Source organism: Pseudogemmobacter sonorensis (genome assembly GCF_042762395.1).
GTDB classification, from domain to species: Bacteria; Pseudomonadota; Alphaproteobacteria; order Rhodobacterales; family Rhodobacteraceae; genus Pseudogemmobacter; species Pseudogemmobacter sonorensis.
Genome location: NZ_JBEFZE010000035.1, coordinates 14,879 through 39,474, shown reverse-complemented (window position 1 = coordinate 39,474; position 24,596 = coordinate 14,879). Strand labels below are relative to the sequence as shown.

The window sequence follows — 24,596 nt, the reverse complement described above, 5'->3', positions numbered from 1 at the left end:
GCATCCGCCCCTTTGCCGGGCAGATAGATGGCGCAGACCTGCACCCCGACGCCGTGCTGTTCCATCATCTGCCGCATCAGCCCCTGCGGACTCGCGCCCCGCGGCGGCTGTCCGGCCGTGGCGCTTTCCGGGGCGTCGCGCAGCGCGATGTCGCCGGCAGGCCCGCACAACAGGATCTGGGCATCCGCGCCCGCCGCGACGGCGTTCATGGTCAGAACCATCGCCATGAGCTGGGTCTGCGGCTCGGGGGCGGTGACGATCGTGACAAGCCTGCGCGCATCATCTGCGGCGGCCGGCAACGCCGCGGCCAGCGCCAGGACGGATGCGGCAATCAGTTTTCTCATGAGAGTTCCTCCAAAATTCCATCCACACGATATACGAATATGCGAACATTCAAACACGCGATATCCGGAAGTGGCGCTTTGTCGCATGCCACCCAGAGGGGCCACGGCCACAACGATCCTGGTCATTAAGTTGGACAGCCACAGGCCGGGCAGTTGCTCCCCCTCGGTGGCATTGCCGGTAATCCTCCCCGTGGTTAAGGGGCTGCATAAGTAGAATTTTCTCGTGAGCCGTGAGCTGAGGAGATTCGAATGAGAAAGAGCCGTTTCACCGAGCCGCAGATCATAGCTGTGCTTCGTCAGGCCGAAAGCGGAGTGGCCGTCCCTGAACTTTGCAGGGAACATGGGATCAGCACGGCGAGCTTCTACAAATGGCGCTCGAAGTATGGCGGCATGGATTCGTCGATGATGAGCCAGATGAAGTCTCTGGAAGACGAGAACCGGCGGCTGAAGCGCATGTTCGCCGAGCCTTCGGCATGCAGGCCGAGTTGCTCAAGGAAGCCCTTGGAAAAAATGACGCGGCCAGCTCAACGCCGCGAGTTGGCCGAGAAGGCTGTGGCGACGAAGGAGGTCAGCATCGCACTGGCCTGTCGGGCCTTTGGTGTCGGCGAGACATGCTTTCGCTATCCGGGCTGGCCGTGTTTCGCGCCATAGGGGGCATCGACCATCGTGCCCCCCATCCGGGGGATGTAATCCGCCGGGAACTGGTCTGTGTCGAACAGTTTTCTGGTGATGCGGACCGGGGTGAGGGCGCGGACTTTCGCCGGGGAAGGCCGGACAGGGGCACACGGCCCCTGCCCCGCTAGTCAGAGCGTGCGCGTCGAAAAATACCAGTCGACCGTATTATAGCCCTCGGCGGCGCGGGCCTCGGCTTCTTCCGGCGTTTTCGGCGGCGGCACGATGACCGGCTGGCCGGGCACCCAGGCCTCGGGCATGGCGCAGGCATTGGTATCGGCGGTCTGCAGCGCGACGACGAGGCGGTGGATCTCGGCGACGGAGCGGCCCGCGTTCATCGGGTAGTAAAGCATCGCACGCAGCACGCCCTCGGGGTCGATCACGAAGGTCGCCCGCACCGCCGCGGTGTCCGAGGCGCCGGGCATGATCATGCCGTAGTCATGGGCGACCTTCATGCTGAGGTCGGCGATGATCGGAAAGCCGATCTCGGTGCCGAAGTTCTGCTTGATGTTGCGCGTCCAGGCGATGTGCGAATGGGTGCTGTCGATCGACAGGCCCAGCAATTGCGTATCGATCGCCGCGAACTGCTCCTGCAACCTGGCGAAGCCGATGAATTCGGTGGTGCAGACGGGGGTGAAGTCGGCCGGATGCGAGAACAGCACCAGCCATTTGCCCCGGAAATCGGCCAGTGTCTTGCGACCGTGGGTGGTGGGGGCATCGAAATCGGGGGCAGGCTCATTCAGGCGCGGCAAGGCGGGCGCTGCGGAAGCTTCGGACATCTGGAAACCTTTCGGGCTCGTGTTTGCGATGTGCCCGACATAGGGGGTTTGCAGGCATAAATGAAATTGATTATAAGACTAACTGTAATTCGGAATTTCAATAACATGCCCAGCATTCGCCAGCTTCGCTTTCTGACTGCGCTCGCCGACACGCTGAACTTCTCGCGCGCGGCAGAGCTATGCAACGTCACCCAGCCCACGCTTTCGACCGGGCTGAAGGAGCTGGAGGCCCGGTTGGGCGTGATGCTGGCCGAGCGCACCCGGCAGTCGGTCATGCTGACCCCGGCGGGTGCCGACATCGTCGCCCGTGCCCGCCGGGTTCTGGTGGATGTGAAAGACATCGAGACGGCTGCCCGCCAGCACAGCGGTGCATTCCAGAACGAGGTCCGTCTTGGCGCCATCCCGACTGTGGGTCCATTCCTGTTGCCGCGCGCCCTGCCCCGGATCCGCCGCCGCTGGCCCGAGCTGCGCATCTTCCTCCGCGAGGAGTTGACCGAAAGCCTCGCCGCCGGCCTGGCCGAGGGGCGCCTCGACATCATCCTGGTCGCGCTTCCCCATGATCTGGGCGACGCGGTCGTCGAGCCATTGTTTTCGGATGGTTATCAGCTTGCCGTCAGCAAAAGCCATCTCCTCGCCGCCAGGGGTGCCGCCGCCCCGGAGGATCTGTCACGCACCCCGCTTCTGTTGCTGGAGCGCGGTCACTGCCTCCAGCGCCATGCTCTGTCGGCCTTTCCGGGGATAGAACTGCGCGCCGACGACACATTCGCCGCGACCAGCCTGCCGACGCTGATCTCGATGGTGGAGGAAGGCCTGGGCATCACGTTGCTGCCGGATCTCGCCATCGCTGCGGGCGCGTCGCGCGGGCACGAGATCGCGCTTCTGCCGCTGCCCGGCGCATGCCCGCGCAGGGTGGTGCTGGCCTGGCGACCCGGATCGCCGCATGCGGCGGCGTTCCGGCAGATATCCGCGCTGTTTCGAGAGGTGCACGCTGCGACGATTTCTGCCTGAAACATGGTTTCAGCTCGCGTATGTCCCGATATGTCGGCACATGCCGGACAGGGTTCTCGTGACAGGAATACCTCTACCCGGACAGTGTGCGGCGAAGACGTGCTCTTCAGCCGATCCACGGCCGCCCCGATCATGTCCGGCAGCACAAGACCGAGCGGACGGGAATGACTGCGGACCCTGCGAAAAGCGGGCGGGATGGCGTGGAGATCTGTCGCTCTGGCGATATATGATGGCAGGCCGGCGATCTTCTGCATCGCTTTCTTTGCCCCTACATCGAACAGGCACGCCGCCTTGGCAGGGTGACATATCCGGCAAGAACCGTTCCGCCAGATGGCACAGGGGGATTCCATGCAATCCGCAGATTTCGTCGCTACGCTTTTCGATGGCCGCGCCAACCCGGCCAAGGTCACCGTGGCGTTCACCATGGCGCTGAATGCGTTGCAGAAGGGACATGGTGCCATGGTGCTCCTGATGGTCGAGGCCGTGGAACTGGGCCTGCCCGGCGCGACCGAGGGCATCGACGTTGGCAAGCCTTTCGAGCCGGTGCCGGATCTGCTGGAGAAATTCCTCGGCGGCGGCGGCCGGATCGGGATCTGCAAGTCCTGCATGATCCACAACGGCTATACCGCCGGACAGATGGTGGAAGGCTACGAGATCGTCACCGCGCCGGAGGTCATCGACCTGATGATGGCGGCGAAGGGTTCGCTCCAGATCACTTGAACGCAAAAAGACCAGGATTGGGAACGCCATGAGCAATGCTCCGCAACGCAATGTCGTCAAGGCCCGCGAAAGCGGTTTCGGCCCCTTCGGCCAGTATATCAACGTGGGTCACCATATACTGGGTGCCGACGAGCCGGGCACCTACGGCGGCCAGGACACCGGACCCGATCCGTTCGAACTGGTAATGGCGGGTCTCGGCGCCTGCACCACCATGACCATCCGCATGGTGGCCGGGCGCAAGAAAATCGCGCTGAAGGAAGTTTCGGTCGAGGTGCGGCACCTGCGCGCACCGCCCATGAGCATGGGTGCGGATCCGGCAACGGCCGAGGAAAAACCGCATGCCTTCGAGCGCATTGTGACTCTGACCGGCGATCTGAGTGCGGACGACCGTGTCTTTCTGATTGCCATGGCCGACAAATGCCCCGTCCACAAGCTGCTCGAAGGTGAGGCCGAGATCATCACGCGCGAAGCCGTGGCAGAGGCGGCCTGATGCGAGGGGCATGAGCATGGGCATGGACAGCCAGATGATGCTGCGGCCGATCGGCCATATCCGTACGCCATGGCAGACGCTCGACGATTGCCCGGGCGGCCCGGGACGGGACGGGGGAACGGCGCGGCTGGACATCCTGCCGGAGTACGCCGAAGGGCTTTTCGCCCTGGAAGCGCCCGAACTCGACCTGCTCTACTGGTTCGACCGTGCGCCGCGCGACGTGTTGCGCTCGGTCAGCCCCCATGACGAGGCGGAAAGGGGCGTGTTCGCGATGCGCTCGCCGCACCGGCCCAATCCGGTCGCGCTGTCGCGGGTGCCGCTGATTGCCGTCGAGGGGAATACCCTTGTCGTCGGCGCGCTCGACTGTCTCGACGGCACCGCGCTGATCGACATCAAGCCGGTGTCCCGTGGCGGCGTGCCGAAGCGATAGGAGTTCCGGCGGTCTTCAGCGTCCCGAAGACCGTTCGGAGCGGTTGCGGCGGAGCGGAGCAAGACACCTGCTTCGCCGCGACCGTGTTTACGATCCGCTGGTCAGAAACCGTTGCGGCGTGGTGCCGAAGGCTTCGCGGAATGCCGCAATGAACGCGCTGGGGCTGCTGTATCCCATGGAAAAGGCGATGGTCGTGCTGCTTTCGCCGCGGTTCAGCGCCTCGATCGCGTTCAGGAGCCGCAGCTTCGACCGCCATTGCCGGAAACTGAGCCCCGTCTCCGCGCGAAACAGCCGTTCCAGCGTACGCGGGCTGGCCCCCGCGATCTGGCCGAGTTCGGTCAGTTGCGAGGCTTCGTGGGGATGGCGGATCAGGTGCCGCGTGACCCGGGTCAGCCTGTCGTCCCGACCACCGGGCAGGTTCAGCGGCGCCTCGGCAAGGTCGCGCAGCTCGTCGAGCAGGACGGCGCAGAACCGCACAAGCCGGTCGTCGAAGGGGCCCGATGTGTCGGCCTCCCCCAGCCTGCGGATCATCTCGCGCGCCAGCGGCGTCAGCAGAAGCACCGCGCAGCAGGGCAACGGATGGCTGGTCTCGCGCACCGGGACCGAGGGGTCGACATAGATGTTCAGCAGTTCCGCCTCGGACTCGATGGTGACCTGATGCTCCATGCCCCCGGGGATCCAGACCGCATGGCTGGGCGGCACCAGCCAGATGCAGGCGTTGCTGGCCACCCGCAACACGCCGCGCATCGCCCACAGAAGCTGGCCGCGCGGGTGGCTGTGCGGGCGCACCGAGCGCCCTGCCCCGATCACCCGGCCATGGGTCAGGATCGGACGGGCCGGATCCATCGTGAAAGCGATATCCGACGGCTCGAAATCTGGCGGGTTGGCGACATCTGTTGGCATGATCTTGGTCTGGCACATAAGCCGTGCCGTGGCTAGACCGAAGGCGGACCCCGTTCATCTGCTCGGATAGAAATTCCATGACCTTCTCGGCCAAACATCTCCTTCTGGCTCTCGCCGTGCTCGTCGCGCTGGTGCTGGCCGTGGCGGCGCCTCCGATGCTGGCGCCGGATCAGGCGCGCATCCTCGGTATCGTGCTGGTGACACTTGTCCTGTGGGGCACCAGTCTCGTGCCGGGTTATCTTGCCAGCCTGATCTTCTTCGCGGTGCTGCTGGTCTTTGGTCTGGCGCCGCCGGATCTGGTCTTTGCGGGGTTCCAGTCGACGGCGGTCTGGCTGATCGTCTCGGGTTTCGTGATCGGGGCGGCGATCTCGATCTCGGGAATCGGCGCGATGCTGGCGCGCGGGCTCGCACCACTGCTGAGCGGAAGCTATCCGCGCCTCATCGGCGGGCTGATGGCGGTTTCGGTCCTGCTCAGTTTCGTGATGCCATCCTCCGTCGGGCGCGCGGTGGTGATGGTGCCGGTTGGGATGGCGCTGGCCGAGCGGATGGGCTTCGGCCCCGGGTCGAAGGGCCGGATCGGCATCGCGAGCGTGCTGGCGATCGGCACCAACATGCCGGGCTTCACCATCCTGCCCTCGAACATCCCGAACATGGTGCTGTCGGGCGCGGCCGAGACGATCCATGGAATGCAGTTCGGCTATATGGATTATCTGCTGCTGCATTTCCCGGTGCTCGGGCTGCTGAAGGCGGCGGCGGTTGTCCTGCTGGTGCTGTGGATGTTCCCTGCGACGCCCGGCGCGCCCCTGCCGCCACGCGAGGCCGCGAAGGCCGACAGACCCGTCAGCGGGGCGGCGCGGATCCGGGTCGCGGTGATCCTTGCGGCGACGCTGGCGCTGTGGATGACCGACAGCCTGCACGGGGTGAATTCGGCATGGATCGGCCTTGTCGCGGCGGTGCTGCTGTTGCTGCCCGGCGTGGGGATCGTGACGCCGCCTGCCTTCAAGGCCTCGGTCGATTTCGGGATGCTGCTGTTCGTCGCGGGGGCGCTGGCGCTGGGCGCGCTGGTCAACGCCTCCGGCCTCGGCGCGATACTGGGGCAGTGGCTGATCGCCGTCCTGCCGCTGGCGCCCGGCGCGGATGCGGTGAACTTCGCCTCTCTCTCGCTGATGTCGGCGATGACCGGGCTTGTCACCACGGTACCGGGCGTTCCGGCGGTGCTGACGCCCATGGCGGGCGATCTGGCGGCGCAGACGGGGTTCGATCTGAACACGGTTCTGATGACGCAGGTTATCGGGTTCTCGACGGTGATCTTTCCCTATCAGGTCGGTCCGCTGGTCGTTGCCATGCAGATGTCGGGCGAGCGGCTGAACCACCTTCTGCGCATCACCGTGCCGCTGGCGGCGATCACCTTCCTCGTGCTGCTGCCGCTGGATTTCCTGTGGTGGAGACTGCTGGGCGCATTGTGATCCGCGCGTTGACCGGCCGGGCTTAAGACTGACTTAAGGCGCAGGGGCCAGAGGCGGGCGCAGCCTTGGTGCACAACTTCCCGGAGGACGGATCATGCACGGAATGAAGCGACGCGAGTTCACCAGGCTCGGGCTGGCAACAGGCCTGGCCCTGGCCTCAGGCGCGCAGGCGGGTCTGGCCGAGGGCAATCCCATGCCCGAGGAGCTGCGCGAGGCCATCGAGCGGCAACCCTTCTCGCCGGTTCTGGGCAATGCCCGGGGCGATGTCACGCTGACCGAGTTCTTCGATTACAACTGCCCGCATTGCCGGACCACGGTTCCGGTGATCCGGCGGCTGATCGCCGGGGATCCCGGGTTGCGCGTGGTCCTGCGGGAATGGCCGATCTTCGGCGCGGGATCGGAGTTCTGCGCCCGGGCCTCCCTCGCCGCGTTGAAGCAGAGGAAGTACTGGGAGTTCCACAGCAGCCTGATGGCAATCCGCGGGCGGGCGGAGGAAGCCTCGGCGATGAAGGTCGCGGCCGAGGTCGGGCTCGATACGGGACGCCTGCGCCGCGACATGGACTCGGCCGATGTCGCGGGGCATATCGCGCAATCCATGGCTCTCGGGGATCATATGGGGCTGATGGGAACGCCCACCTTCATCGCGGGCAACGGAGGGCTCTTCGGCAAGCAGTCCCGGGCGGATCTGCGTCGGCTGATCGCGCAGGCCCGCAAGGACCTGTCGTGAGCCACCGCGCAGCCTCTCACGTATTCGTGTCCGATGCCGGGCGGCCCGGCTTAAGGCCCGGTTAAGCCGCGCCTTACACAGCAGACATCATGAAACAGTCCTTCCTCTTCCCGGCCTTCGCCGTCCCGGTTCTCGCGCTTGTTCTGGCACTTGTTCTGGCCCCGGCACCCGCTGCGGCGCAGCAATTCTCCTTTGGCGGTGGCGGCGACCGCCCGCTCGATCCCCGGGACGCCTTCCGCATCGAGTTGCTGTCGGTGGAGGAAGGACGGGCCAGCATCGGCTGGCGCATCGCCGAAGGCTATTACCTCTACCGCGACCAGATCGCCGCCAGCACGGCCGAGGGCGCGTTGCTGGAGGTCGAGACCTTTGCGGGACGCATCAAGGATGACCCCGGCTTCGGTCAGGTCGAGGTCTATTACGGCAGTGCCTCCGCCGTGCTGCCGCGCGCCGGGGGCGAGGTCCGCGTCACCTGGCAGGGCTGTCAGGAGGACGGCATCTGCTACGCGCCGGTGACGAGCAGCCTGAGCCTGCCCGAGCTGCCGGGCGGGTCGGAGCCCGGCCGGATGGCCGCAGAGGCCGAGACCCCGCCACGGATGGAATTGACGCAGGGCGGGGAAATGCTCGCCGGTCTTGCCAGCCGGGGCGGCGCGGGGCTGGTGCTGCTGGCCTTCTTCGGATTCGGGCTGGCACTGGCGCTGACGCCCTGTGTCTTTCCGATGGTGCCGATTCTGGCCGGAATGCTGGCGCGGCAGGGCGAGCGGCTGACGCCCGCGCGCGGCGCGATGCTGTCGGGGACCTATGTGCTGGCAATGGCAGCGGCCTTCGCGGCTCTGGGCGCGGTGGCGGGCTGGTCGGGGCAGAACCTTCAGATGGTGCTGCAATCGCCCTGGGCCGTGGGTGCGGTGGCGGTGCTGTTCGTCGCGCTGGCACTGTCCAGCTTCGGCCTGTTCGACCTGAGTCTGCCCGGCGGACTTGCCGCCCGGCTTTCGCGCGGCGGCCGGCGCGGCTCGGTGGCCGGGGCGGCGGGGCTCGGCTTCACCTCGGCGCTCATCGTCGGGCCTTGCGTCACCGCGCCGCTGGCGGGGGCCTTCCTCTATATCGCGCAGACCGGCGATGTCGCCCTGGGCGCGGCGGCGCTCTTCATGCTCGGCCTCGGACAGGGCGCGCCGCTTTTCGTCGCGGGGACCTTCGGCCTCGGCGTCCTGCCGCGCGCCGGGGCCTGGATGGAGGCGATGCGCCGGCTGTTCGGCGTGGTCTTCCTCGGCATGGCGATCTGGCTCGCCGGACGCATCCTGCCGGGGCCGCTGGTGCTGGCGCTCTGGGCGGTGCTGCTGGCGGGGGTGGCGGTCTTCCTCGGGGCGCTCGACCGGCTGGAGCGTGACGCGCCCGCGGTGCCGCGGCTGATGCGCAGCGGCGGGGTGGTGGCGCTCTTTGCCGCCGCAATCCTGGGCGTGGGGGCGGCGCTGGGCGGGCACGATCCGCTGCGCCCGCTCGCACCGCTTCTGGCGCGCGGCGGGGCGCAGGCGGCGCAAGGTCCAGAGTTCGCACGGATCACCAGCCCCGACACCCTGACCGCCGCCCTGACAGGCGAGCCGGCGCAGCCGGTGCTGATCTACGTCACCGCCGACTGGTGCACGATCTGCCGGGTGATCGAGCGCGATGTCCTGCCCGACCCGCAGGTGCGGGCGGCGCTGGGCGACATGCTGCTCCTGAAGGCGGACGTGACGCGGCTGGACGAGGCCCATCGGACGCTGATGCGGGACCTGGGTGCGGCCGGTCCGCCGACGATGGTCTTTCTGGACGCCGCGCGGCGCGAGGCGCCGGACAGCCGGTTGATCGGCACCATCCGGGCGGGGGACATCCGCCAGTCGGCCGAACTGGCGAAGACGGCGCACTGATGGGGGGCTTCGCACTCGGGCCCTTCGTGTTCTCGGCAGATCGCGCGCCGTTTCTGGCGGCGCTGCTGGTGCTGCTGGTCGCCACCGCCATCATCGCCCGCAGGAGGGGCCCCGCAATCGCCAACTGGGCGGGCGCCGCGGCGCTCGGAGCGGCGCTCGCCGCGCGGCTGGGCTTCGTGCTCGGGAACCTCGACGTCTACCTGGCCGATCCGGTCTCGATCCTTGCCTTCTGGCAGGGCGGCTTCAGTCCCGCCTGGGGCGCGGCGGGATTTGCGGCCGTGTCGGCCTGGCACCTGTGGCGGCGGCCCGACCTTGTCGGGCCCGCCATCGTGTCGCTGGTCTTCGCCTTCGTCGGCTGGAACGTGACGCACCAGCTGGCCAGGGGCATGGATACCACCCCGCTCGGGGACATGGCGCTGGCGACGCTGTCGGGCGATCCCGTCTCGCCCGCGGACTGGGAGGGCCGACCCGTCGTCATCAACCTTTGGGCCAGCTGGTGCCCGCCCTGCCGCCGCGAGATGCCGATGATGGCCGAGGTGGCGGCGGGCCTGACGGATGTGGACATGTATTTCGTCAACCAGGGTGAGGGGCCGGAAGCCGTCCGCCGTTACCTGTCGCGCGAGGACATCGTCATTGCCCCGGTCATGGACCCGGGGTCACAGATGATGCGCCACTTCGCGGCCATGGGTCTGCCGGCGACCCTGTTCATCGGCGCGGACGGCAGGCTGCGCGCGGCCCATATGGGCGAGATATCGCGCGCGCATCTGCTGGCCGGGATCCGCGATCTGAAGGAAAGCCACCAATGACGCTCCCCCCTGCCCGGCTGGCGCCTGTCGCGGCGCTGCTGCTGACGCTCGCCGCCTGCACACCGCCCCCGGCGCCGGTGCCGCCGCCGGAACCCGCGCTGGCGCCCGAAGTCGCCGCGCATTACGGCCCGTTGCAGGATGGCGGGATCGAGGTTCCGGCCGTCCCCGCGCAATACCTCGGCGAGCGGAACATCCGGCGCGAGGTGGACTACTGGACCGACGAACCGCCCGGCACCGTCGTCGTCGACCCCTGGCAGCGGTTCCTCTACTACGTGCAGCCCGGCAACCGCGCGATCCGCTATGGCGTGGCGGTGGGCGACGAGGGGCGCGCCTTCGCCGGCACCGCCCATATCCCCTACAGCCGCGACTGGCCGAGCTGGCGGCCGACCGACAACATGATCCGCGAGTTCCCCGACCAGTACGGCCCCCTGCGCGACGGCATGGAAGGCGGGCTGAACAACCCGCTCGGCGCCCGCGCGCTCTACCTGCACCGGGGCAACCGCGACACCTTCTACCGCATCCATGGCACGTCGGACATGGGCTCGATCGGCAACGCCACCTCGGCGGGCTGCATCCGCATGTTCCACCAGGACGTGATCGAGCTGGAATCGCTGGTGCGATCGGGGACCCGCGTCGTCGTGCTGACCGAAGCCGAAAGCGGCAAGGGCACCGTGCCTCCCGGACTGCCGCTTCCCCCAACCGCATTCCACGAAGGAGACGCAACATGACACTGACGCGCAGAACCCTGATCGGATCGGCCATCGGCGGCGGCCTTCTTCTGGCTGCGGGGCCGATCCGGGCACAGGATGCCGACGCCGAAGCCTTCCGGCGCGAACTTACCCATGACCCGGACCAGCCTGTGATCGGCAATCCAGAGGGCAATGTCACCCTGGTCGAATTCTACGACTACCAATGCCCCTTCTGCCGCAGGGGTCATCCTGAGCTGCTCGATATGGTGCGCACGGACGGCAATATCCGCCTGGTGATGAAGGACTGGCCGATCTTCGGGGAGACGTCCTTTCACGGCCTGAAACTGGGGCTCGGCGCTGCAAGCCTCGGACAGTACGAGGCCGCGCATGAGGCGCTGATGCGGATCGAGGGCCGGCGGATCGAGGCGCAGGCGATGGACGAGGCCGTCCGCGCGGCAGGTGTGGACCCGGCCACCGCCCTTGCCGCCTTCGCGCAGGACGAGGCGCGCTGGACGGGTCTCGTCGCCCGGAACGAAGCGCAGGCCCGTGCCATCGGGTTGCGGGGCACCCCGGCCTATCTGGTCGGCTGGACCCTCATGGCGGGGGCCTATGACATCGCCATCATCCGCGAGGCCATCATGAGGGAACGCGGCTGATCCCGCGGATTCGCCGCGACACGTTTCACGAAGGGTATTCCATGACGGCCACGCATAACATCCTCACCCTGTCCTGGAGCGGCGGGCGCTCCGGCGGCGGGCGGATTTCCTCTGCCCGCATCGGCGCCGATCTTGCCATTCCTGCCAGGAATGGCGGAACCGGGGCGGGTATGGACCCCAAGAGCTTTCTGGCCGCCTCGGCTGCCGAATGCCTGCTTCTGAACCTCGTCGCCGTGCTTGATGCCTCCGGCGTCGAGCATGGCGGAATCTCGGTCGAAACCGCGGCTCATGGCGGCGGTGCGGACGAAATCTCGATCATCCATCATTTGACGTTGCCGCTTTCCGGGACCGCCGTGACCAACGACCGCATCGTGCGGCTGATCGACAAGGCCGAAGCGGCTTGCAGCATAGGCAACCTGCTGAAATCGGCGGGAGTCGGGATCACCCTGACCCATTCGATCACCCGCGGCTGAGAGCCTTTTTCTCGCCCGGCGCGACCGGATGCCGCATGGCTTAAGGTTGGCTTAAGCTCCGCTGCCGACATGGACTCACGCACGAGATTCGCGTGAGTCCGCCCGGCCTTTCCCGACCGTGTCCCGGACGCACCGGGACGCACGGGGAGGGCGGACCACAATGCCGATCACAATGGGCCTTTTGCTCGCCCTGAGCTTCGTGGTCTCCCTGCTGGCACTGGGATTTCTGATCTGGGCAATCGCCACGCGGCAGTTCGCGCTGGACCGCAGCCATGCGGCCACGGTCTTCGGAAAGGCGGGCGCGGACGCGCCGGATACCGACGGGACGCATCTGTTCGACACCACGGGCATCGACAGGGTGTCCGCCCGGCCGGTGCGGCTGCTGATCCTGGGCGCGATTTTCTGGTTGGTGGTCGGTTCCACCTTCGGCGTCATCGCGTCGCTGAAACTGCACTGGCCCGACTGGCTGAACCAGGCAGCACCCCTGACCTTCGGGCGGGTGCGGGCACTGCATCTGAACATCGTCGCCTATGGCTGGCTGTCGCAGATCGGCATCGGCTGCATGTTCTGGATCCTGCCGCGCATTTTCCGCACGCAGCTTCGGTCGCCGCGCCTTCCGGTGATCGGCTTCTGGCTGTGGAACATCGCGCTCTTGCTGGGCGCGGTCGCCTTCGCCAACGGCTGGACCGATGGCGAGGAATGGCTGGAATTCCCCTGGCAGCTCGACATCCTTCTGGTGATCGCCGGCGTCTTCTTCGTCATCCCGCTGGTCAAGACCGCCCGCGCGCGCGAGGTGGACCATATCTATGTCACCGGCTGGTATTTCCTTGCCGCAATGGTCTGGTTTCCCTGCCTTAAGGCAGGGTTAAGGCGCACGAGCCATTCACGGCCGACAAGGTGGCATCAGGCCACCAATCCGAAGAAGGAATCCGAAATTGAGCAGCAAACCCACACGCCGTCAGGCTTTCGGTATCGGGATGGCCGGTCTCATGGCTCTTGGTGCCCCGTCCATCCTGCGTGCCGAGACCGGCCCCGTGCGCCACAATGCCTCCAGTTTCCGCACCCGGGACTGGCGCGATCATTTCGACAGTCTCGGCAACGGCGTGATCGTGGCCGACCTGACATCGCGCGCCCTCCATTACTGGTCGGGCGATGGCACGGACTACCGGCTATACCCCACGACCGTCCCGATGAGCGAGGAACTGACCAGGCGCGGCTATACCGAGGTGGTCAGAAAACGCGTCGGTCCCGACTGGACACCCACGCCGGACATGCGCCGCCGCGACCCGGATCTGCCTGCCTACATGCCGCCGGGGCCGGGCAATCCGCTTGGCACCCATGCCATGTATCTGTCCTGGCCGGCCTATCTGATCCACGGAACCCACGACACGCGGAAAATCGGACGGCCGTCCTCTTCCGGATGCGTCGGGCTTTACAATGAACATGTGGCCGAGTTGTTCGCTGTGGTCCGGGTCGGAACAAAGGTCCGCCTTCTCTGATGCCCTTCAGGCTCGCTTAAGGTCGGAGGTGCAGGAGGTATCCGCCGGGATCTTCCGGCGGGTTCTCCGATGCCTGAAAGGCCGGGAATCGTGCACAGAAAAGCGCGGATGCGCAACGGGGTGTTCCAACGCCCCGCTTGGCGTCTAATTTCCATAAAATACTGATATTAAATAATAAATTTTCACCCGGTTGATACAGATCAACGCCGGGCCGCTACCAAAGCGAGATTCTGCCTCCGTCCAGAGAGACGAGGAAGATATGAGAATCGCCGTATACGCCCTTCTGGCGGGAGCTTCGGCCTTGGCCATCGGATGGGGCACAGCCATCTCGACCGGAATGTGGTTCGCACCGAAGCTGACCACTGAAGTTGACATCACAGACCCCGATCTGATCGCGCGTGGCGAGTATCTGGCACGCGCGGGGGATTGCGTGGCCTGCCATACCGCGCCCGGCGGCGCGCATTTCGCCGGCGGGCTGGGGCTGCAAACACCGATGGGCACGATCTACGCCACCAACATCACCCCCGACCCGGACACCGGCATCGGCACTTATGACTATGGGGATTTCGAGCGTGCCGTGCGTCAGGGGATGCGACCCGATGGGGCGCATCTCTACCCGGCTATGCCCTATGCCTCGTATCGGGTGGTCAGCGACGCGGACACAGAGGCGCTTTACGCCTATTTCATGTCCTCGGTCGAGCCGGTCTGGAAGGAGAACCAGCCCACCACCATCCCCTGGCCCGCCAGCCTGCGCTGGCCGCTGGCGTGGTGGAACATGCTGTTCTCCCACCCGCGCGACTTCGCCCCGCCCGAAGGGGCCGATCCCGTGATCTCGCGGGGCGCCTATCTGGTCGAGGGGCTGGCGCATTGCGGCGCCTGTCACACGCCGCGCGGCCTCGCCTACCAGGAAAAGGCGCTGGCGGAGGATCCGGCGGGGCGGTTCCTGTCGGGCTCCGTGCTGGAAGGATGGTACGCCAAGAACCTGCGCAACGAGGACACCGGGCTCGCCACCTGGTCCGAGGAGGAACTCATCGCCTTCCTGAAGACCGGCCGCAACGACAGGACGGCGGCCTTCGGGTCCATGTCGGATGTGGTCGAGCATTCGCTGCAACATCTGACGGACGACGACCTGACCGCCATCGCGCGCTATCTGAAATCGCTGACACCCCGCCCGGGGCGCGAGGAATGGGTGCCGCAGGAGGATGTGACCACGGCCGCGCTGCGCGCGGGCGATTTCTCGGCCCCCGGTGCGCTGACCTATGTGGAGCACTGCACCGTCTGCCACCGGCTCGACGGGATGGGCGCGCCGCAGGTCTATCCTGCGCTGAAGGACAATTCGATGGTCTTCGCCGACGATCCCTCCTCGCTGATCCAGGTCACGCTGGCGGGCGGGCGGATGCCGGACACGCCCGCGCATCCGATGGCCTTCGCCATGCCCGGTTTCGCGCACCTGACGAACGAGGATCTGGCGGAACTCATGACCTTCATCCGCAATTCCTGGGGCAATCACGCAAGCCCGGTGACCGGGGGCGACATCGCCCGGATGCGCCAGGAGATCGCGAACAAACCCGTTCACTACGCGCCGGAGGCAGGACAATGAAAAAGACGCTTCTTTGGGCAGGTGCCGCGGCTCTGGGGCTTGGCGCCGCAGCGGGATGGCTCGCGACGCGCCCGGTCCTGGACGCGCCCGCGCCCATGGGCATCGCCATCCTCGATGCCGAAAACAACGAGGTCGGGCGCTATGTCATTCCGCCCGACAAGGATATCCTGGCCGAGCCCAACGCCGACGAGATCCTCTATGGCAAGCGGCTGCTGGCCGATACCAAACGGCTGCTGCCCGATCATGTCGGGGCGCAGATGAACTGCAATTCCTGCCACATGCTCGACGGCAAGATCGACGCCGCCAACGGCTATATCAATACGGTGAACTTCTACCCCCGCGTGATGCCGCGCGCCGCGCGGGAGGTCGATCTGGAAGGCCGGATCAACGGTTGCTTCCAGCGTTCCATGAACGGCACGCCGATCGGCCGCGAGAGTCCCGAGATGAAGGCGATGATCGCTTACATGGAATGGATGCGCCAGGGCGTGGACAAGGCGCACAGGGTCGATGTGGTCAATGCCGGGCCGATCGACGAAAGCCTGATCCCCGATCCGGTCAGGGGCGAGGCGATCTATGTCGCGAAATGCGCTGCCTGCCATGGGGCCGGCGGCGAGGGCACCTTCGACCAGTTCGGCGACGTGATCTTCCCGCCCGTATGGGGCGAGGGCAGTTTCAACATCGGCGCGGGCATGGCGCGCACCTACAAGGCGGCGCAGTTCGTGAAATGGGCGATGCCGCCCGCCATGCACCTGACCGGGCAGTTGGGACAGGGCGGTGCGCTGACCGACCAGGAGGCGATCGACGTGTCGGATTACTTCACCCATATGCCGCGGCCGGACTTCGCTCCGAAGGTGAACGACTGGCCGAACGGCAACAAGCCGAAGGATGCCCGCTACTGAGGCAGGTCCCGCCCGGCCGGTGGCGTTGCGCCTTCGCGTTCCGCCGGGGTCAGGCGGCGGCGGGCAGCAGGAGTTCGGCCCGCTCGCCCCCGCCGTCGCGGGGCGACAGCCGCAACTCGCCCCCCATTCGCGCCATCACGGCGGCGACGATCGCAAGGCCAAGCCCGCTGCCCTGGCCCGAGGGGCTGGCCGCGCCGCGCCAGAACCGCTCGGTCGCGCGGGGGCGGTCCGCCTCGGCGATGCCCGGGCCGCGATCCAGCACCGAAAAGCGCACGTGGCCGTCCAGCCGGTCGAGCCGCGCCTCGACCCTGCCGCCATCGGGCGACACGAGGATCGCGTTTTCCAGCAGATTGCGCAGCGCGGGCGCCAGCAGCGCAGCCTGCGTCGTGCGCCAGGGATCGGGGCTGTCGTCCAGCGCCAGCGTGACCCCGCGCGATGCGGCCAGCCCGGCCAGCCCCTCGGCGACCTCGGCGAGGATCCGGGCGCCGTCCTGGGCGGGCAGGTTGCAGGTCTCGACCGGGTTCTCGGCCGCGGTCATGTCGAGCAACTGGCGCACCATGCGATCGGTGCGGTCCACGCCCCCGGTGATCTGCGCCAGGGCCCGCGCGCGGGTGGTCTCGTCCGGGGCGATCTGCGCGATCTGCGCCTGGGTCTTGAGGCCCGCAAGCGGGGTCTTCAGCTCATGCGCGGCAAAGGCGGTAAAGCTGCGCTCGCGCTCGCGCGCCGCATCGACCCGGCGGAACAGCCCGTTCAGCGCGCCGATCATCGGCTTCAACTCCGTCGCCGTGTTGTGGTCGTCCAGCGCCGAAAGATCGGTCGCAGGCCGCGCGGCCAGCGTGCGGGCCAGCCGGTCCAGCGGTTCCAGCCCGCGCCGCACCGCGAACCAGATCAGCCCGGCCAGCAGCGGCAGGATCAGCAGCGCCGGGGCCAGCAGGCCGATCACCACATCGCCCACCAGCCGGTCGCGGACGGATCGCGCATCCCCCACCATGACCCGGATGCCGAGATCCTCGTCGACATGGCTGTAGACGCGCCAGATCTCGCCCTCGACCTCGCGCTCGGAAAACCCCGCGCGGCCATCGGCCAGCCTCTGCGAGGGCGCGCCATCGGATTCGCTCTTCAGCTGACCATCGAAACCCCAGACCTGACAGATGAGCTGGCGCGCGAAGTCATGACGGCCGGTGTCGGGCAGGGCAGGTGCGGCATCGACCAGCGTCGCCGCGTCCGGCGCGACGATGCCACCGTTCCGGCCGATCAGCGAGGCGACCATCTGCGCCGATTCCTGCAACCTGCGGTCCAGCACATGGCTGACCTCGGTGCGGGTCGAATGCTGGATCCAGACCACCGCGGACAGCCAGACCGCCCCGGTCGCCGCCAGCAGGATCGCGAACAGTCGCTTGCGGATCGAGTTCATCCCGCCCTTCCCTCCCCCGGCGGGGCGGCCAGCCGATAGCCGGCGCCGCGCAGGGTCTCGATGAAGCTTGCCCCCAGCTTCGAGCGCAGCTTGTGGATATGGACCTCGACCGTATTGCTCTCGACCTCTTCCTGCCAGCCATAGAGCCGGTCCTCGAGGAACGATTTGGCGAGGATGGCGCCCGGACGCTCCATCAACGCTTGCAGGATGGTGAACTCGCGGTTGGAAAATTCGATCTCCCGCCCCTCCATCTCTCCGCGCATCCGCGCCGGATCGACACAAAGCCCGTTCCAGCGCATGAGGCCTTCGGCCCGTCCCTGACGGCGGCGCAGGATGGCGCGCAGCCTTGCGGCGAGTTCGGCCAGTTCGAACGGTTTTCCGAGGTAGTCGTCGGCCCCTGAATCCAGTCCCGTCACCCGGTCGCCGGTCTGGTCGCGCGCGGTCAGCACCAGCACGGGACTGCTGTCGCCCGCGGCGCGCATCTCTTTCAGCAGGTCCAGCCCCGATCCGTCCGGCAGCATCAGATCGAGCACCAAGCCCTCGAACGCGCCGGAGGACAGTGCGGCCCGCGCATCAGCCAGCGAGGCGACGGCATCGGGCGAAAAACCGGCAAGACGAAGCCCGACGGCAAGTCCGTCGCGCAGCATGTCGTCATCCTCGACGATCAGGAGCCTCAAAATCCGTTCTCCGTCTGTCCACCCGGCAGATGGCGTCTTTTCAACACAATCTTAACTCTGGCTTAAGGCCGGAGCCATGCGTTGCGAAAATTTGTCGATGTACGACAAGATTTCCGGCACCAGGATCAGTGTGAAAGTCGTGGTGCTGACCTGGACACCGGTCGCCTCACAGGCCATCGGCGCGCCGCGCGTCTTGGCGTGATCAAACAGGTTTGCATACAACCTTGGCTCGAGAACAACACGGAACGGCTGGAGCCGGTGGAAGATAGGCTGCTGGCCAACGTGACTGAATTGCACAGCCGCATCGAGGCGCTGACCTTCCCGCCAGAGGAAGTCGCGGGCGGTGCGGCTGTGCTGATGGAGGAAGTGGCCTTTCTCAAGAACTCGGGCGAAGAGAACCGCCGTTCCCGCACCGACCCGTGGGATTTAACGGCCAACATCCAAGGCTCCTATCAAATCGTCAACCTGGTCCGGTCTTTGATCGCCGGGATCAAGGCCGAGTTCTCCACGATCGGCATCCCGCGATCGGCCTCCGACAACCATCGGAAGCACAATGGACCCAAACCACGGGCGGCGGCGCCACCTCGGGACGCAGATCACCCCAGAAGCGGGGGCCTGGTTGCAGGCCCGTCAACAGTCTCGGGTTGAGACCTGGCCTGGGCCATTCCGGGTCCGCCCCCTTTGACGCTATCCCCTGCTCCTCCAGAGCGGCAGGACGATATCGTCGACGATTTCATGGATATCGGACTCGGAAAGCGGCTGGAACGTGATCATCATTTCGTGGCGCGCCAGATCGACCGGCAGCCGGAGGAGGCGGGGCGTGACGCATCCGGGATCGACCTCTCCCCGGGCGATGGCGCGATCCAGGATCTGCTGCATCGGATATCCGGTGCTGCCCACTGTGGAGCGGATCTCGGCGAAGCTGGAGAATGCCTCCTCGAGATCTTTCCGCATCTCGTAGATCAGACGCACCAGTTTTGGCGAGGATCGCCGTGCAATCTGGCGGAACAGCATGATGAGCTCCTCCTTGACACTTCCAAGATCGGGAACCACCATGGGATTCTGAACCGCGTATCGGACAATCGCGGCCGATGCGAGCTTTGAGAGAGTGTTCCAGCGTCGGCTCAAAACCGGACGGCTGGTTCCGGCGCGGCGCGCGACTGCCTCCAGGGTCAGGCTTTCGTAACCATGCGCGGCCAGTTCTTCCCAGGCCGCGTCAAGGATGGCTGCTTCCAGTTCGGCGCCACGTCTGCGTCGTGCCTTTTCGCCCCCGGTTTCAGACATCGCCGTCATTCGCCTCTCAGAAAACTCTCATATGTGCGGACCGGATGTCGTCGCGAAGCAGCCAATCCGGTGACCTGCGTTATCACTTTGCCATGGGGAGCGAAACTTCCCATGGATTCGTCGCCTCACGGCCGCGACGCATTCGGGCCCCGGCACCGATCGGCAACTCCGTGACGGCGCTTTCGCGCGAAACCGGTATAGCCTTCGCACGACAGGATGCCTGGCTCTTTCGCCCAAATTTCGTGCATCCGGAAGCCTCAGCATATTCAAGCTCAGAAGGCCGCCTCCAAATAAGATGCGTCTGCGAATCCTATTGACAAGGGCGCCATCCAAGCAAGATACATACAAGCATCTTACCGACAGTGACGCAACGCGGCGAACGACCATCATCTTCCAGACCTGCCGGCTGCCGCTTTAGTCTGGAGCTGTCGCATCGAAAATGCATCTCGAAAAATTGGAGCGGAGCATGATGAGACTATCCCCCCGAGGCCTTGCGCGGCTCTGCGCCGTCGGCCTTGCGCTCGGCATCGCCGGCATTGCCCTGCCGGCACAGGCACAGACCCAGGTCCGGACACAGGCGCAGGCTCAACTGCCGTCCCGGGACCGCATGATCTTCGGCCTGGGCGCCGCCAGCACCCCGGAATACCAGGGCTCCGACGAACGCAGCACACGGGCGATCCCGCTGATCGACATCGCGCGCGGGCCGTTCTTCATGAACCTGCGCAACGGCATCGGTGCCTACCCCCTCGAATATGGGGATTTCCGGTTCGGGGCGAGCATCGTCTACATCCCCGGCTTCGATCTTCCCTATGCACTCGGAGAAGTTTCGGGCAGCGTCGGCGCCCGGCTGTTCACGGATTGGGAGAGGGACGGGTTCAATGCGACCTTCGGCGTGACCAAGGCGGTTTCCGGCGATCTCGAAGGCATGCTCGTGGATGCCAGCCTGTCCTACCGCTACAACGTGACAGAGAAGCTGACGCTTATCCCGGTGATCGGCACCACCTGGTCGGACGGCGACTACAACCAGAGCTACTTCGGCGTCACGCCGATACAGGCGGCTTCGGCTGGCATCTCCTCGTTCTCTCCGGGTGGGGGGTTCAAGGATGTCTCGATCGGCCTCACTGCGAACTACCGCATCACCGAGCGCGTGAACCTGACGGCATCGGCCACGATGACGAAGCTGCTCGGTGACGCCAGGAACAGCCCCATCGTCTTCGACGACACCCAGGCCTTCGGCTTCATCGGGGTTTCCTACCGCTTCGGCAACTGACGCCTGACTGCCCGCGCTGTTGCGGCATCGCCGAAGGGGGTTGACCCCGATGGCAATGGCGTAGCGGCGCGATCCGCTTTTCCAGAGAGGTCCGCATGACATCCCGCAGAATATGGATCGCCGGAGGCGCTGTTGCGGCAGCGGCTCTCGGTGGCTGGTTCTGGCTCGGCAGCGATCCGCAATCCCTTCCGGCCGGGATCACCGGCAGCAATGGCCGGCTCGAAGCCGTGGATATCGACATCGCGGCACAGACCGGCGGGCGGCTGAAGGATGTGTTCGTAGCGGAGGGCGATTTCGTCGAGGCGGGGCAGGTTGTGGCACAGATGGACACGGCCCAACTCGACGCGAAGAAGCTGGAGGCGGAAGCCCGGATCCGGCGGGCGGAAATCGGCATCGAGACCGCGAACAGCCTCGTGACCCAACGTGAGGCCGAAAGCGATGCGGCGCAGGCGGAGGTCGAGCTGCGGGAAGCCGAACTGGATGCGGTCGAGCGTCGTCTGGCCCGATCCGAGGCTCTCGCGCTGACCAACGCCCTCTCGCAACAGGCTCTCGACGATGATCGCGCGAACGAGCGCAAGGCGCGCGCGGCGCTCGCTTCGGCCAGGGCATCCCTGGCGGCCTCGCAGGCCGCGATCGGTGCGGCACGGGCGCAGATCGTCGATGCAGAGGCTGCCGTTGCGGCCGCAAAAGCCGCGCTCGGCAGCGTCGCCGCCGAAATCACCGATGCGACGCTGACCGCGCCGCGTGACGGGCGGGTGCAATACCGGCTCGCGCAGCCCGGCGAGGTGCTGGGTTCGGGCGGGCGCGTCATCAACATGATCGACGTATCGGACGTCTACATGAACATCTTCCTGCCCACGGAACTGGCGGGACGGATCGCCATCGGCACCGAGGTGCGGCTGGTGATGGATGTGGCGCCCGGTGCGGTGATCCCGGCCACGGTGTCCTTCGTCTCCGACGTGGCGCAGTTCACCCCGCGGTCTGTCGAAACCGAGGAAGAGCGGCTGAAGCTGACCTTCCGCGTCCGGGCGAAGATCGCGCCGGAACTGCTGCTGCAGCACATCCGGCAGGTGAAGACCGGCCTGCCCGGCATGGCCTATGTGCGGGTCGATCCGAATGCGGAATGGCCCGACTTTCTGCAACAGAACCTCGTGGCACCATGAGTGATGCCGCCGTTGCGCATATCCGGGAGGTCGGCCTGACCTACGGCAGGGTCAAGGCGCTGGATTCTGTCGCGCTGGATATCCCTGCCGGCCGCATGGTGGGGCTGATCGGGCCGGACGGGGTGGGGAAATCCAGCCTGCTCGCGCTGATCTCCGGGGCGCGTGCCCTGCAGACCGGAGCACTGGAGGTGCTGGGCGGCGACATGCACCTGCCTGCGCACCGCAAGGCGGTCTGCCCTCGTATCGCCTACATGCCGCAGGGCCTGGGTCGGAACCTCTACCACACGCTGTCGGTCTTCGAGAACGTGGATTTCTTCGGGCGCCTGTTCGGCCAGGACAAGGCCGAACGCGAGGCCCGGATCACCGATCTACTGACCGCGACCGGGCTTTCGAGCTTCCGCAACCGCCCGGCGGGCAAGCTTTCGGGCGGGATGAAACAGAAGCTGGGCCTGTGCTGCGCGCTGATCCACGACCCCGACCTGCTGATCCTCGACGAGCCGACCACCGGGGTTGACCCGCTGTCGCGCCGCCAGTTCTGGGAGCTGATCGACCGCATCCGTGCGGGCCGTCCCGGCATGAGCGTCATCGTCGCCACCGCCTATATGGAAGAGGCTGCGCGCTTCGACTGGCTGGTGGCGATGAATGCGGGCCGGGTGCTGGCCGCTGGCGCGCCGGCGGAATTGATGACGCGCACGGCGACGGACAACCTTGACGCCGCATTTATCGAGCTCCTGCCCGAGGCGGATCGCAGCGGGCACAACCGCTTGGTGATCCCTCCGATGACGCGGGATGCGGGCGACTACGCCATCGAGGCTGACCATCTGACCATGCGGTTCGGCGATTTCACCGCAGTGGACGATGTCAGCTTCAGAATTCCGAAGGGCGAGATCTTCGGCTTCCTCGGCTCGAACGGTTGCGGCAAGACCACCACGATGAAGATGCTGACCGGGCTGCTGACGGCCAGCGAAGGCACGGCGAAGCTCTTCGGCCACGAGGTCGATCCGGATGATCTCTCGGTGCGCAAGCGGGTGGGCTACATGAGCCAGGCCTTCTCGCTCTATGCCGAGCTGACCGTGGCGCAGAACTTCGACCTCCATGCGCGGCTGTTCAAGCTTGATGAGGCGAAGATCGCCCCCCGCATTCGCGAGATGGCCGGGCGATTCGACCTGACCGATGTGATGGAGCAGCGGCCCGACGCGCTGCCGCTCGGCATCCGTCAGCGCCTGTCGCTCGCCATCGCCATGCTGCACGCGCCGGACATCCTGATCCTCGACGAGCCGACCTCCGGCGTCGATCCGGTGGCACGGGATGCGTTCTGGCAGATCCTGTCGGATCTGTCGCGCAAGGATGGCGTGACCATCTTCGTCTCAACCCATTTCATGAACGAGGCGGAGCTTTGCGACCGCATCTCTCTGATGCATGCGGGCAAGGTTCTGGTTACCGACACGCCCGAAGCCATCACCGGGGGGCGCGGCGCGGCGACGCTGGAAGACGCCTTCATCTCTTATCTCCAGGAGGCGATCGGTGACACCACCTCCGCGCCGGGACCGCCAGCCCCGCGGGTTCTGCCTCAGGACCATGTCCCTGCGAAAAGCCCCGCCTTCGATCCCCGCCGCATGTTCAGCTATGCGATGCGCGAGACGATGGAACTCAGGCGCGACCCGATCCGGGGCGCGCTGGCCGTGCTCGGCACCCTCATCCTGATGTTCGTGATCGGCCTCGGCATCGGAGCCGATGTGAAGGACCTGACCTTCGCGGTTCTGGATCACGACGACAGCACGATCAGCCGCGACTATGTCCAGCAGATCGCCGGATCGCGCTATTTCATCGAACAGGAGCCGCTTGCGGACTACGCGGAAATGGATCGGCGCCTGCGCGAAGGGAATCTGAACCTCGCGCTGGAAATCCCGCCGAATTTCGGGCGCGACATCCTGCGCGGCCGCGATGTAGAGATCGGGGGTTGGATCGACGGCTCCGGTCCGCAGCGGGCCGAGACCGTGCAGGGCTATGTGCAGGGCATGCATGCGCACTGGCTGACCCTGCGGATGCGCGAGGAATATGGCGCGGCGGCCGTAGCGGGCGATTTCGGCCTGCAACTGCGCTACCGCTACAACCCGGACATCAAGAGCCTCGTCGCCACGGTGCCTGCGGTGATCCCGCTTCTGCTGCTGCTGATCCCCTCGATGCTCTCGGCCCTGTCGGTTGTGCGGGAAAAGGAACTGGGCTCGATCACCAACCTCTACGTCACCCCGGTGACGCGGCTCGAATTCCTGCTGGGCAAGCAGATCCCCTATACCGCCATCGCCATGCTGAACTTCTTCCTGCTGACGGGACTGGCGATCTTCGCCTTCAAGGTGCCCTTCACCGGCAGCTTCGCCGTCTTCGTGCTGTCGGGCTTTCTCTACGTCACGGCCGCCACGGCCATCGGCCTTGTGATCTCGGCCTTCATGAACAGCCAGCTTGCGGCGGTCTTCGCGACCGCGCTGATCACCATCCTGCCGGCGGTGCAGTTCTCCGGCCTCACCGATCCGGTATCCTCGCTCGATGGCGTCGGCGCCGTGATTTCGCAGATCTATCCGACCACGCATTTCATCACCATCTCGCGCGGCGTGTTCTCCAAGGGGCTCGGCCTCAATGAACTCGGCGGCGCGATCCTGCGGCTGGCGCTGGTGATCCCGGTGCTGATCGGCCTCGGCGCGCTCCTGATGCGCAAGCAGGAGAAATAGCCG

General features: G+C 66.3%; 24 protein-coding genes and 2 pseudogenes. 20 read left to right on the top strand and 6 right to left on the bottom strand.

Annotation, left to right across the window (positions count from 1 at the left end; translation table 11 throughout):
* Positions 1-344 (bottom strand): hypothetical protein (locus ABNX41_RS18550; protein ID WP_438671186.1); only part of this gene is annotated, 344 nt, incomplete at its 3' end.
* 249 nt (positions 345-593) lie between these two features.
* Here ABNX41_RS18550 and ABNX41_RS18545 point away from each other — a divergent pair.
* A pseudogene (locus ABNX41_RS18545) lies at positions 594-968 on the top strand (transposase); the annotation flags it as partial.
* Positions 969-1,147: 179 nt separating this feature from the next.
* Here the strand turns inward: ABNX41_RS18545 and ABNX41_RS18540 are convergent.
* On the bottom strand, positions 1,148-1,795 hold the full coding sequence (locus ABNX41_RS18540) for a peroxiredoxin (protein WP_438671185.1): 648 nt from the start codon (positions 1,793-1,795) through the stop codon (positions 1,148-1,150).
* Between the two features lie 105 nt (positions 1,796-1,900).
* Between ABNX41_RS18540 and ABNX41_RS18535 the strand changes: the two genes are divergently transcribed.
* From ABNX41_RS18535 to tsaA, 4 genes are all read left to right on the top strand, one after another.
* Positions 1,901-2,803, top strand: a complete 903-nt coding sequence (locus ABNX41_RS18535; RefSeq protein ID WP_438671184.1) for a hydrogen peroxide-inducible genes activator — start codon at positions 1,901-1,903, stop codon at positions 2,801-2,803.
* A gap of 348 nt (positions 2,804-3,151) precedes the next feature.
* Entirely contained in the window at positions 3,152-3,523 is a 372-nt protein-coding gene (locus ABNX41_RS18530) for a DsrE family protein (protein ID WP_438671183.1), read from the top strand.
* 28 nt (positions 3,524-3,551) lie between these two features.
* On the top strand, positions 3,552-4,013 hold the full coding sequence (locus tag ABNX41_RS18525) for an OsmC family protein (RefSeq protein ID WP_438671182.1): 462 nt from the start codon (positions 3,552-3,554) through the stop codon (positions 4,011-4,013).
* A 10-nt stretch (positions 4,014-4,023) separates the two neighbouring features.
* Positions 4,024-4,443: a tRNA (N6-threonylcarbamoyladenosine(37)-N6)-methyltransferase TrmO gene (gene tsaA / locus ABNX41_RS18520; protein WP_438671181.1), complete on the top strand. Its 420-nt coding sequence runs from the start codon at positions 4,024-4,026 to the stop codon at positions 4,441-4,443.
* 87 nt (positions 4,444-4,530) lie between these two features.
* Here the strand turns inward: tsaA and ABNX41_RS18515 are convergent, their stop codons facing one another.
* Complete coding sequence (locus tag ABNX41_RS18515; protein WP_438671180.1) at positions 4,531-5,346, bottom strand: AraC family transcriptional regulator; 816 nt, start codon at positions 5,344-5,346, stop codon at positions 4,531-4,533.
* Between the two features lie 77 nt (positions 5,347-5,423).
* On the opposite strand from ABNX41_RS18515, the gene ABNX41_RS18510 reads away from it, so the two are divergent.
* From ABNX41_RS18510 to ABNX41_RS18460, 11 genes and pseudogenes are all read left to right on the top strand, one after another.
* Positions 5,424-6,812: an SLC13 family permease gene (locus tag ABNX41_RS18510; RefSeq protein WP_438671179.1), complete on the top strand. Its 1,389-nt coding sequence runs from the start codon at positions 5,424-5,426 to the stop codon at positions 6,810-6,812.
* Between the two features lie 103 nt (positions 6,813-6,915).
* Positions 6,916-7,539 carry a DsbA family protein gene (locus ABNX41_RS18505; RefSeq protein ID WP_438671178.1) on the top strand — a complete coding sequence of 208 codons (624 nt, stop codon included), beginning with the start codon at positions 6,916-6,918 and terminating at the stop codon, positions 7,537-7,539.
* A gap of 89 nt (positions 7,540-7,628) precedes the next feature.
* The gene (gene dsbD, locus ABNX41_RS18500; protein ID WP_438671177.1) at positions 7,629-9,437 is read left to right on the top strand and encodes a protein-disulfide reductase DsbD; all 1,809 of its coding nucleotides are present in this window, start codon (positions 7,629-7,631) and stop codon (positions 9,435-9,437) included.
* Positions 9,437-10,243 (top strand): TlpA family protein disulfide reductase, encoded by an 807-nt coding sequence (locus ABNX41_RS18495; RefSeq protein WP_438671176.1) that lies wholly within the window; start codon positions 9,437-9,439, stop codon positions 10,241-10,243. The genes dsbD and ABNX41_RS18495 overlap by 1 nt, the downstream gene beginning before the upstream one ends.
* Positions 10,240-10,971 (top strand): L,D-transpeptidase, encoded by a 732-nt coding sequence (locus ABNX41_RS18490; RefSeq protein WP_438671175.1) that lies wholly within the window; start codon positions 10,240-10,242, stop codon positions 10,969-10,971. Before ABNX41_RS18495 ends, ABNX41_RS18490 begins: the two co-directional genes overlap by 4 nt.
* Positions 10,968-11,588 (top strand): DsbA family protein, encoded by a 621-nt coding sequence (locus ABNX41_RS18485; protein ID WP_438671174.1) that lies wholly within the window; start codon positions 10,968-10,970, stop codon positions 11,586-11,588. Before ABNX41_RS18490 ends, ABNX41_RS18485 begins: the two co-directional genes overlap by 4 nt.
* A gap of 41 nt (positions 11,589-11,629) precedes the next feature.
* Positions 11,630-12,061, top strand: coding sequence for an OsmC family protein (locus ABNX41_RS18480; RefSeq protein WP_438671173.1), 432 nt, complete (start codon positions 11,630-11,632; stop codon positions 12,059-12,061).
* Between the two features lie 160 nt (positions 12,062-12,221).
* Positions 12,222-12,914, top strand: a pseudogene (locus tag ABNX41_RS18475) (cbb3-type cytochrome c oxidase subunit I); the annotation flags it as partial.
* 124 nt (positions 12,915-13,038) lie between these two features.
* Entirely contained in the window at positions 13,039-13,560 is a 522-nt protein-coding gene (locus tag ABNX41_RS18470; protein WP_438671187.1) for a L,D-transpeptidase, read from the top strand.
* A 259-nt stretch (positions 13,561-13,819) separates the two neighbouring features.
* Positions 13,820-15,160 (top strand): c-type cytochrome, encoded by a 1,341-nt coding sequence (locus tag ABNX41_RS18465; protein ID WP_438671172.1) that lies wholly within the window; start codon positions 13,820-13,822, stop codon positions 15,158-15,160.
* A complete protein-coding gene (locus ABNX41_RS18460) occupies positions 15,157-16,059 on the top strand; it encodes a c-type cytochrome (protein ID WP_438671171.1) in 903 nt (300 codons plus the stop codon). The genes ABNX41_RS18465 and ABNX41_RS18460 overlap by 4 nt, the downstream gene beginning before the upstream one ends.
* 49 nt (positions 16,060-16,108) lie before the next feature.
* Here the strand turns inward: ABNX41_RS18460 and ABNX41_RS18455 are convergent, their stop codons facing one another.
* Positions 16,109-17,473: an ATP-binding protein gene (locus ABNX41_RS18455; protein ID WP_438671170.1), complete on the bottom strand. Its 1,365-nt coding sequence runs from the start codon at positions 17,471-17,473 to the stop codon at positions 16,109-16,111.
* Positions 17,470-18,150: a response regulator gene (locus ABNX41_RS18450; RefSeq protein WP_438671169.1), complete on the bottom strand. Its 681-nt coding sequence runs from the start codon at positions 18,148-18,150 to the stop codon at positions 17,470-17,472. Before ABNX41_RS18450 ends, ABNX41_RS18455 begins: the two co-directional genes overlap by 4 nt.
* Before the next feature lie 81 nt (positions 18,151-18,231).
* Between ABNX41_RS18450 and ABNX41_RS18445 the strand changes: the two genes are divergently transcribed.
* The gene (locus ABNX41_RS18445) at positions 18,232-18,798 is read left to right on the top strand and encodes an imelysin family protein (RefSeq protein ID WP_438671168.1); all 567 of its coding nucleotides are present in this window, start codon (positions 18,232-18,234) and stop codon (positions 18,796-18,798) included.
* Positions 18,799-18,837: 39 nt separating this feature from the next.
* On the opposite strand, the gene ABNX41_RS18440 is transcribed toward ABNX41_RS18445, so the two are convergent.
* A complete protein-coding gene (locus tag ABNX41_RS18440) occupies positions 18,838-19,443 on the bottom strand; it encodes a TetR/AcrR family transcriptional regulator (RefSeq protein WP_438671167.1) in 606 nt (201 codons plus the stop codon).
* 430 nt (positions 19,444-19,873) lie between these two features.
* On the opposite strand from ABNX41_RS18440, the gene ABNX41_RS18435 reads away from it, so the two are divergent.
* The 3 genes from ABNX41_RS18435 to rbbA all read left to right on the top strand — a co-directional run bounded on the left by ABNX41_RS18435 (position 19,874) and on the right by rbbA (position 24,593).
* Positions 19,874-20,704 (top strand): MipA/OmpV family protein, encoded by an 831-nt coding sequence (locus ABNX41_RS18435; protein ID WP_438671166.1) that lies wholly within the window; start codon positions 19,874-19,876, stop codon positions 20,702-20,704.
* Between the two features lie 95 nt (positions 20,705-20,799).
* Entirely contained in the window at positions 20,800-21,867 is a 1,068-nt protein-coding gene (locus tag ABNX41_RS18430; RefSeq protein ID WP_438671165.1) for an HlyD family secretion protein, read from the top strand.
* Complete coding sequence (gene rbbA, locus ABNX41_RS18425) at positions 21,864-24,593, top strand: ribosome-associated ATPase/putative transporter RbbA (RefSeq protein ID WP_438671164.1); 2,730 nt, start codon at positions 21,864-21,866, stop codon at positions 24,591-24,593. The genes ABNX41_RS18430 and rbbA overlap by 4 nt, the downstream gene beginning before the upstream one ends.
* Positions 24,594-24,596: the final 3 nt, after the last annotated feature.

Coding starts and splice junctions, on each gene's coding strand:
- ABNX41_RS18490 (WP_438671175.1), top strand. CDS start 10,240: ATGACGCTCCCCCCTGCCCGGCTGGCGCCTGTCGCGGCGCTGCTGCTG.
- ABNX41_RS18495 (WP_438671176.1), top strand. CDS start 9,437: ATGGGGGGCTTCGCACTCGGGCCCTTCGTGTTCTCGGCAGATCGCGCG.
- ABNX41_RS18540 (WP_438671185.1), bottom strand. CDS start 1,795: ATGTCCGAAGCTTCCGCAGCGCCCGCCTTGCCGCGCCTGAATGAGCCT.
- ABNX41_RS18440 (WP_438671167.1), bottom strand. CDS start 19,443: ATGACGGCGATGTCTGAAACCGGGGGCGAAAAGGCACGACGCAGACGT.
- ABNX41_RS18505 (WP_438671178.1), top strand. CDS start 6,916: ATGAAGCGACGCGAGTTCACCAGGCTCGGGCTGGCAACAGGCCTGGCC.
- ABNX41_RS18480 (WP_438671173.1), top strand. CDS start 11,630: ATGACGGCCACGCATAACATCCTCACCCTGTCCTGGAGCGGCGGGCGC.
- ABNX41_RS18530 (WP_438671183.1), top strand. CDS start 3,152: ATGCAATCCGCAGATTTCGTCGCTACGCTTTTCGATGGCCGCGCCAAC.
- rbbA (WP_438671164.1), top strand. CDS start 21,864: ATGAGTGATGCCGCCGTTGCGCATATCCGGGAGGTCGGCCTGACCTAC.
- ABNX41_RS18470 (WP_438671187.1), top strand. CDS start 13,039: ATGGCCGGTCTCATGGCTCTTGGTGCCCCGTCCATCCTGCGTGCCGAG.
- ABNX41_RS18465 (WP_438671172.1), top strand. CDS start 13,820: ATGAGAATCGCCGTATACGCCCTTCTGGCGGGAGCTTCGGCCTTGGCC.
- ABNX41_RS18515 (WP_438671180.1), bottom strand. CDS start 5,346: ATGCCAACAGATGTCGCCAACCCGCCAGATTTCGAGCCGTCGGATATC.
- tsaA (WP_438671181.1), top strand. CDS start 4,024: ATGAGCATGGGCATGGACAGCCAGATGATGCTGCGGCCGATCGGCCAT.
- ABNX41_RS18510 (WP_438671179.1), top strand. CDS start 5,424: ATGACCTTCTCGGCCAAACATCTCCTTCTGGCTCTCGCCGTGCTCGTC.
- ABNX41_RS18460 (WP_438671171.1), top strand. CDS start 15,157: ATGAAAAAGACGCTTCTTTGGGCAGGTGCCGCGGCTCTGGGGCTTGGC.
- ABNX41_RS18455 (WP_438671170.1), bottom strand. CDS start 17,473: ATGAACTCGATCCGCAAGCGACTGTTCGCGATCCTGCTGGCGGCGACC.
- ABNX41_RS18535 (WP_438671184.1), top strand. CDS start 1,901: ATGCCCAGCATTCGCCAGCTTCGCTTTCTGACTGCGCTCGCCGACACG.
- ABNX41_RS18435 (WP_438671166.1), top strand. CDS start 19,874: ATGCATCTCGAAAAATTGGAGCGGAGCATGATGAGACTATCCCCCCGA.
- dsbD (WP_438671177.1), top strand. CDS start 7,629: ATGAAACAGTCCTTCCTCTTCCCGGCCTTCGCCGTCCCGGTTCTCGCG.
- ABNX41_RS18430 (WP_438671165.1), top strand. CDS start 20,800: ATGACATCCCGCAGAATATGGATCGCCGGAGGCGCTGTTGCGGCAGCG.
- ABNX41_RS18525 (WP_438671182.1), top strand. CDS start 3,552: ATGAGCAATGCTCCGCAACGCAATGTCGTCAAGGCCCGCGAAAGCGGT.
- ABNX41_RS18485 (WP_438671174.1), top strand. CDS start 10,968: ATGACACTGACGCGCAGAACCCTGATCGGATCGGCCATCGGCGGCGGC.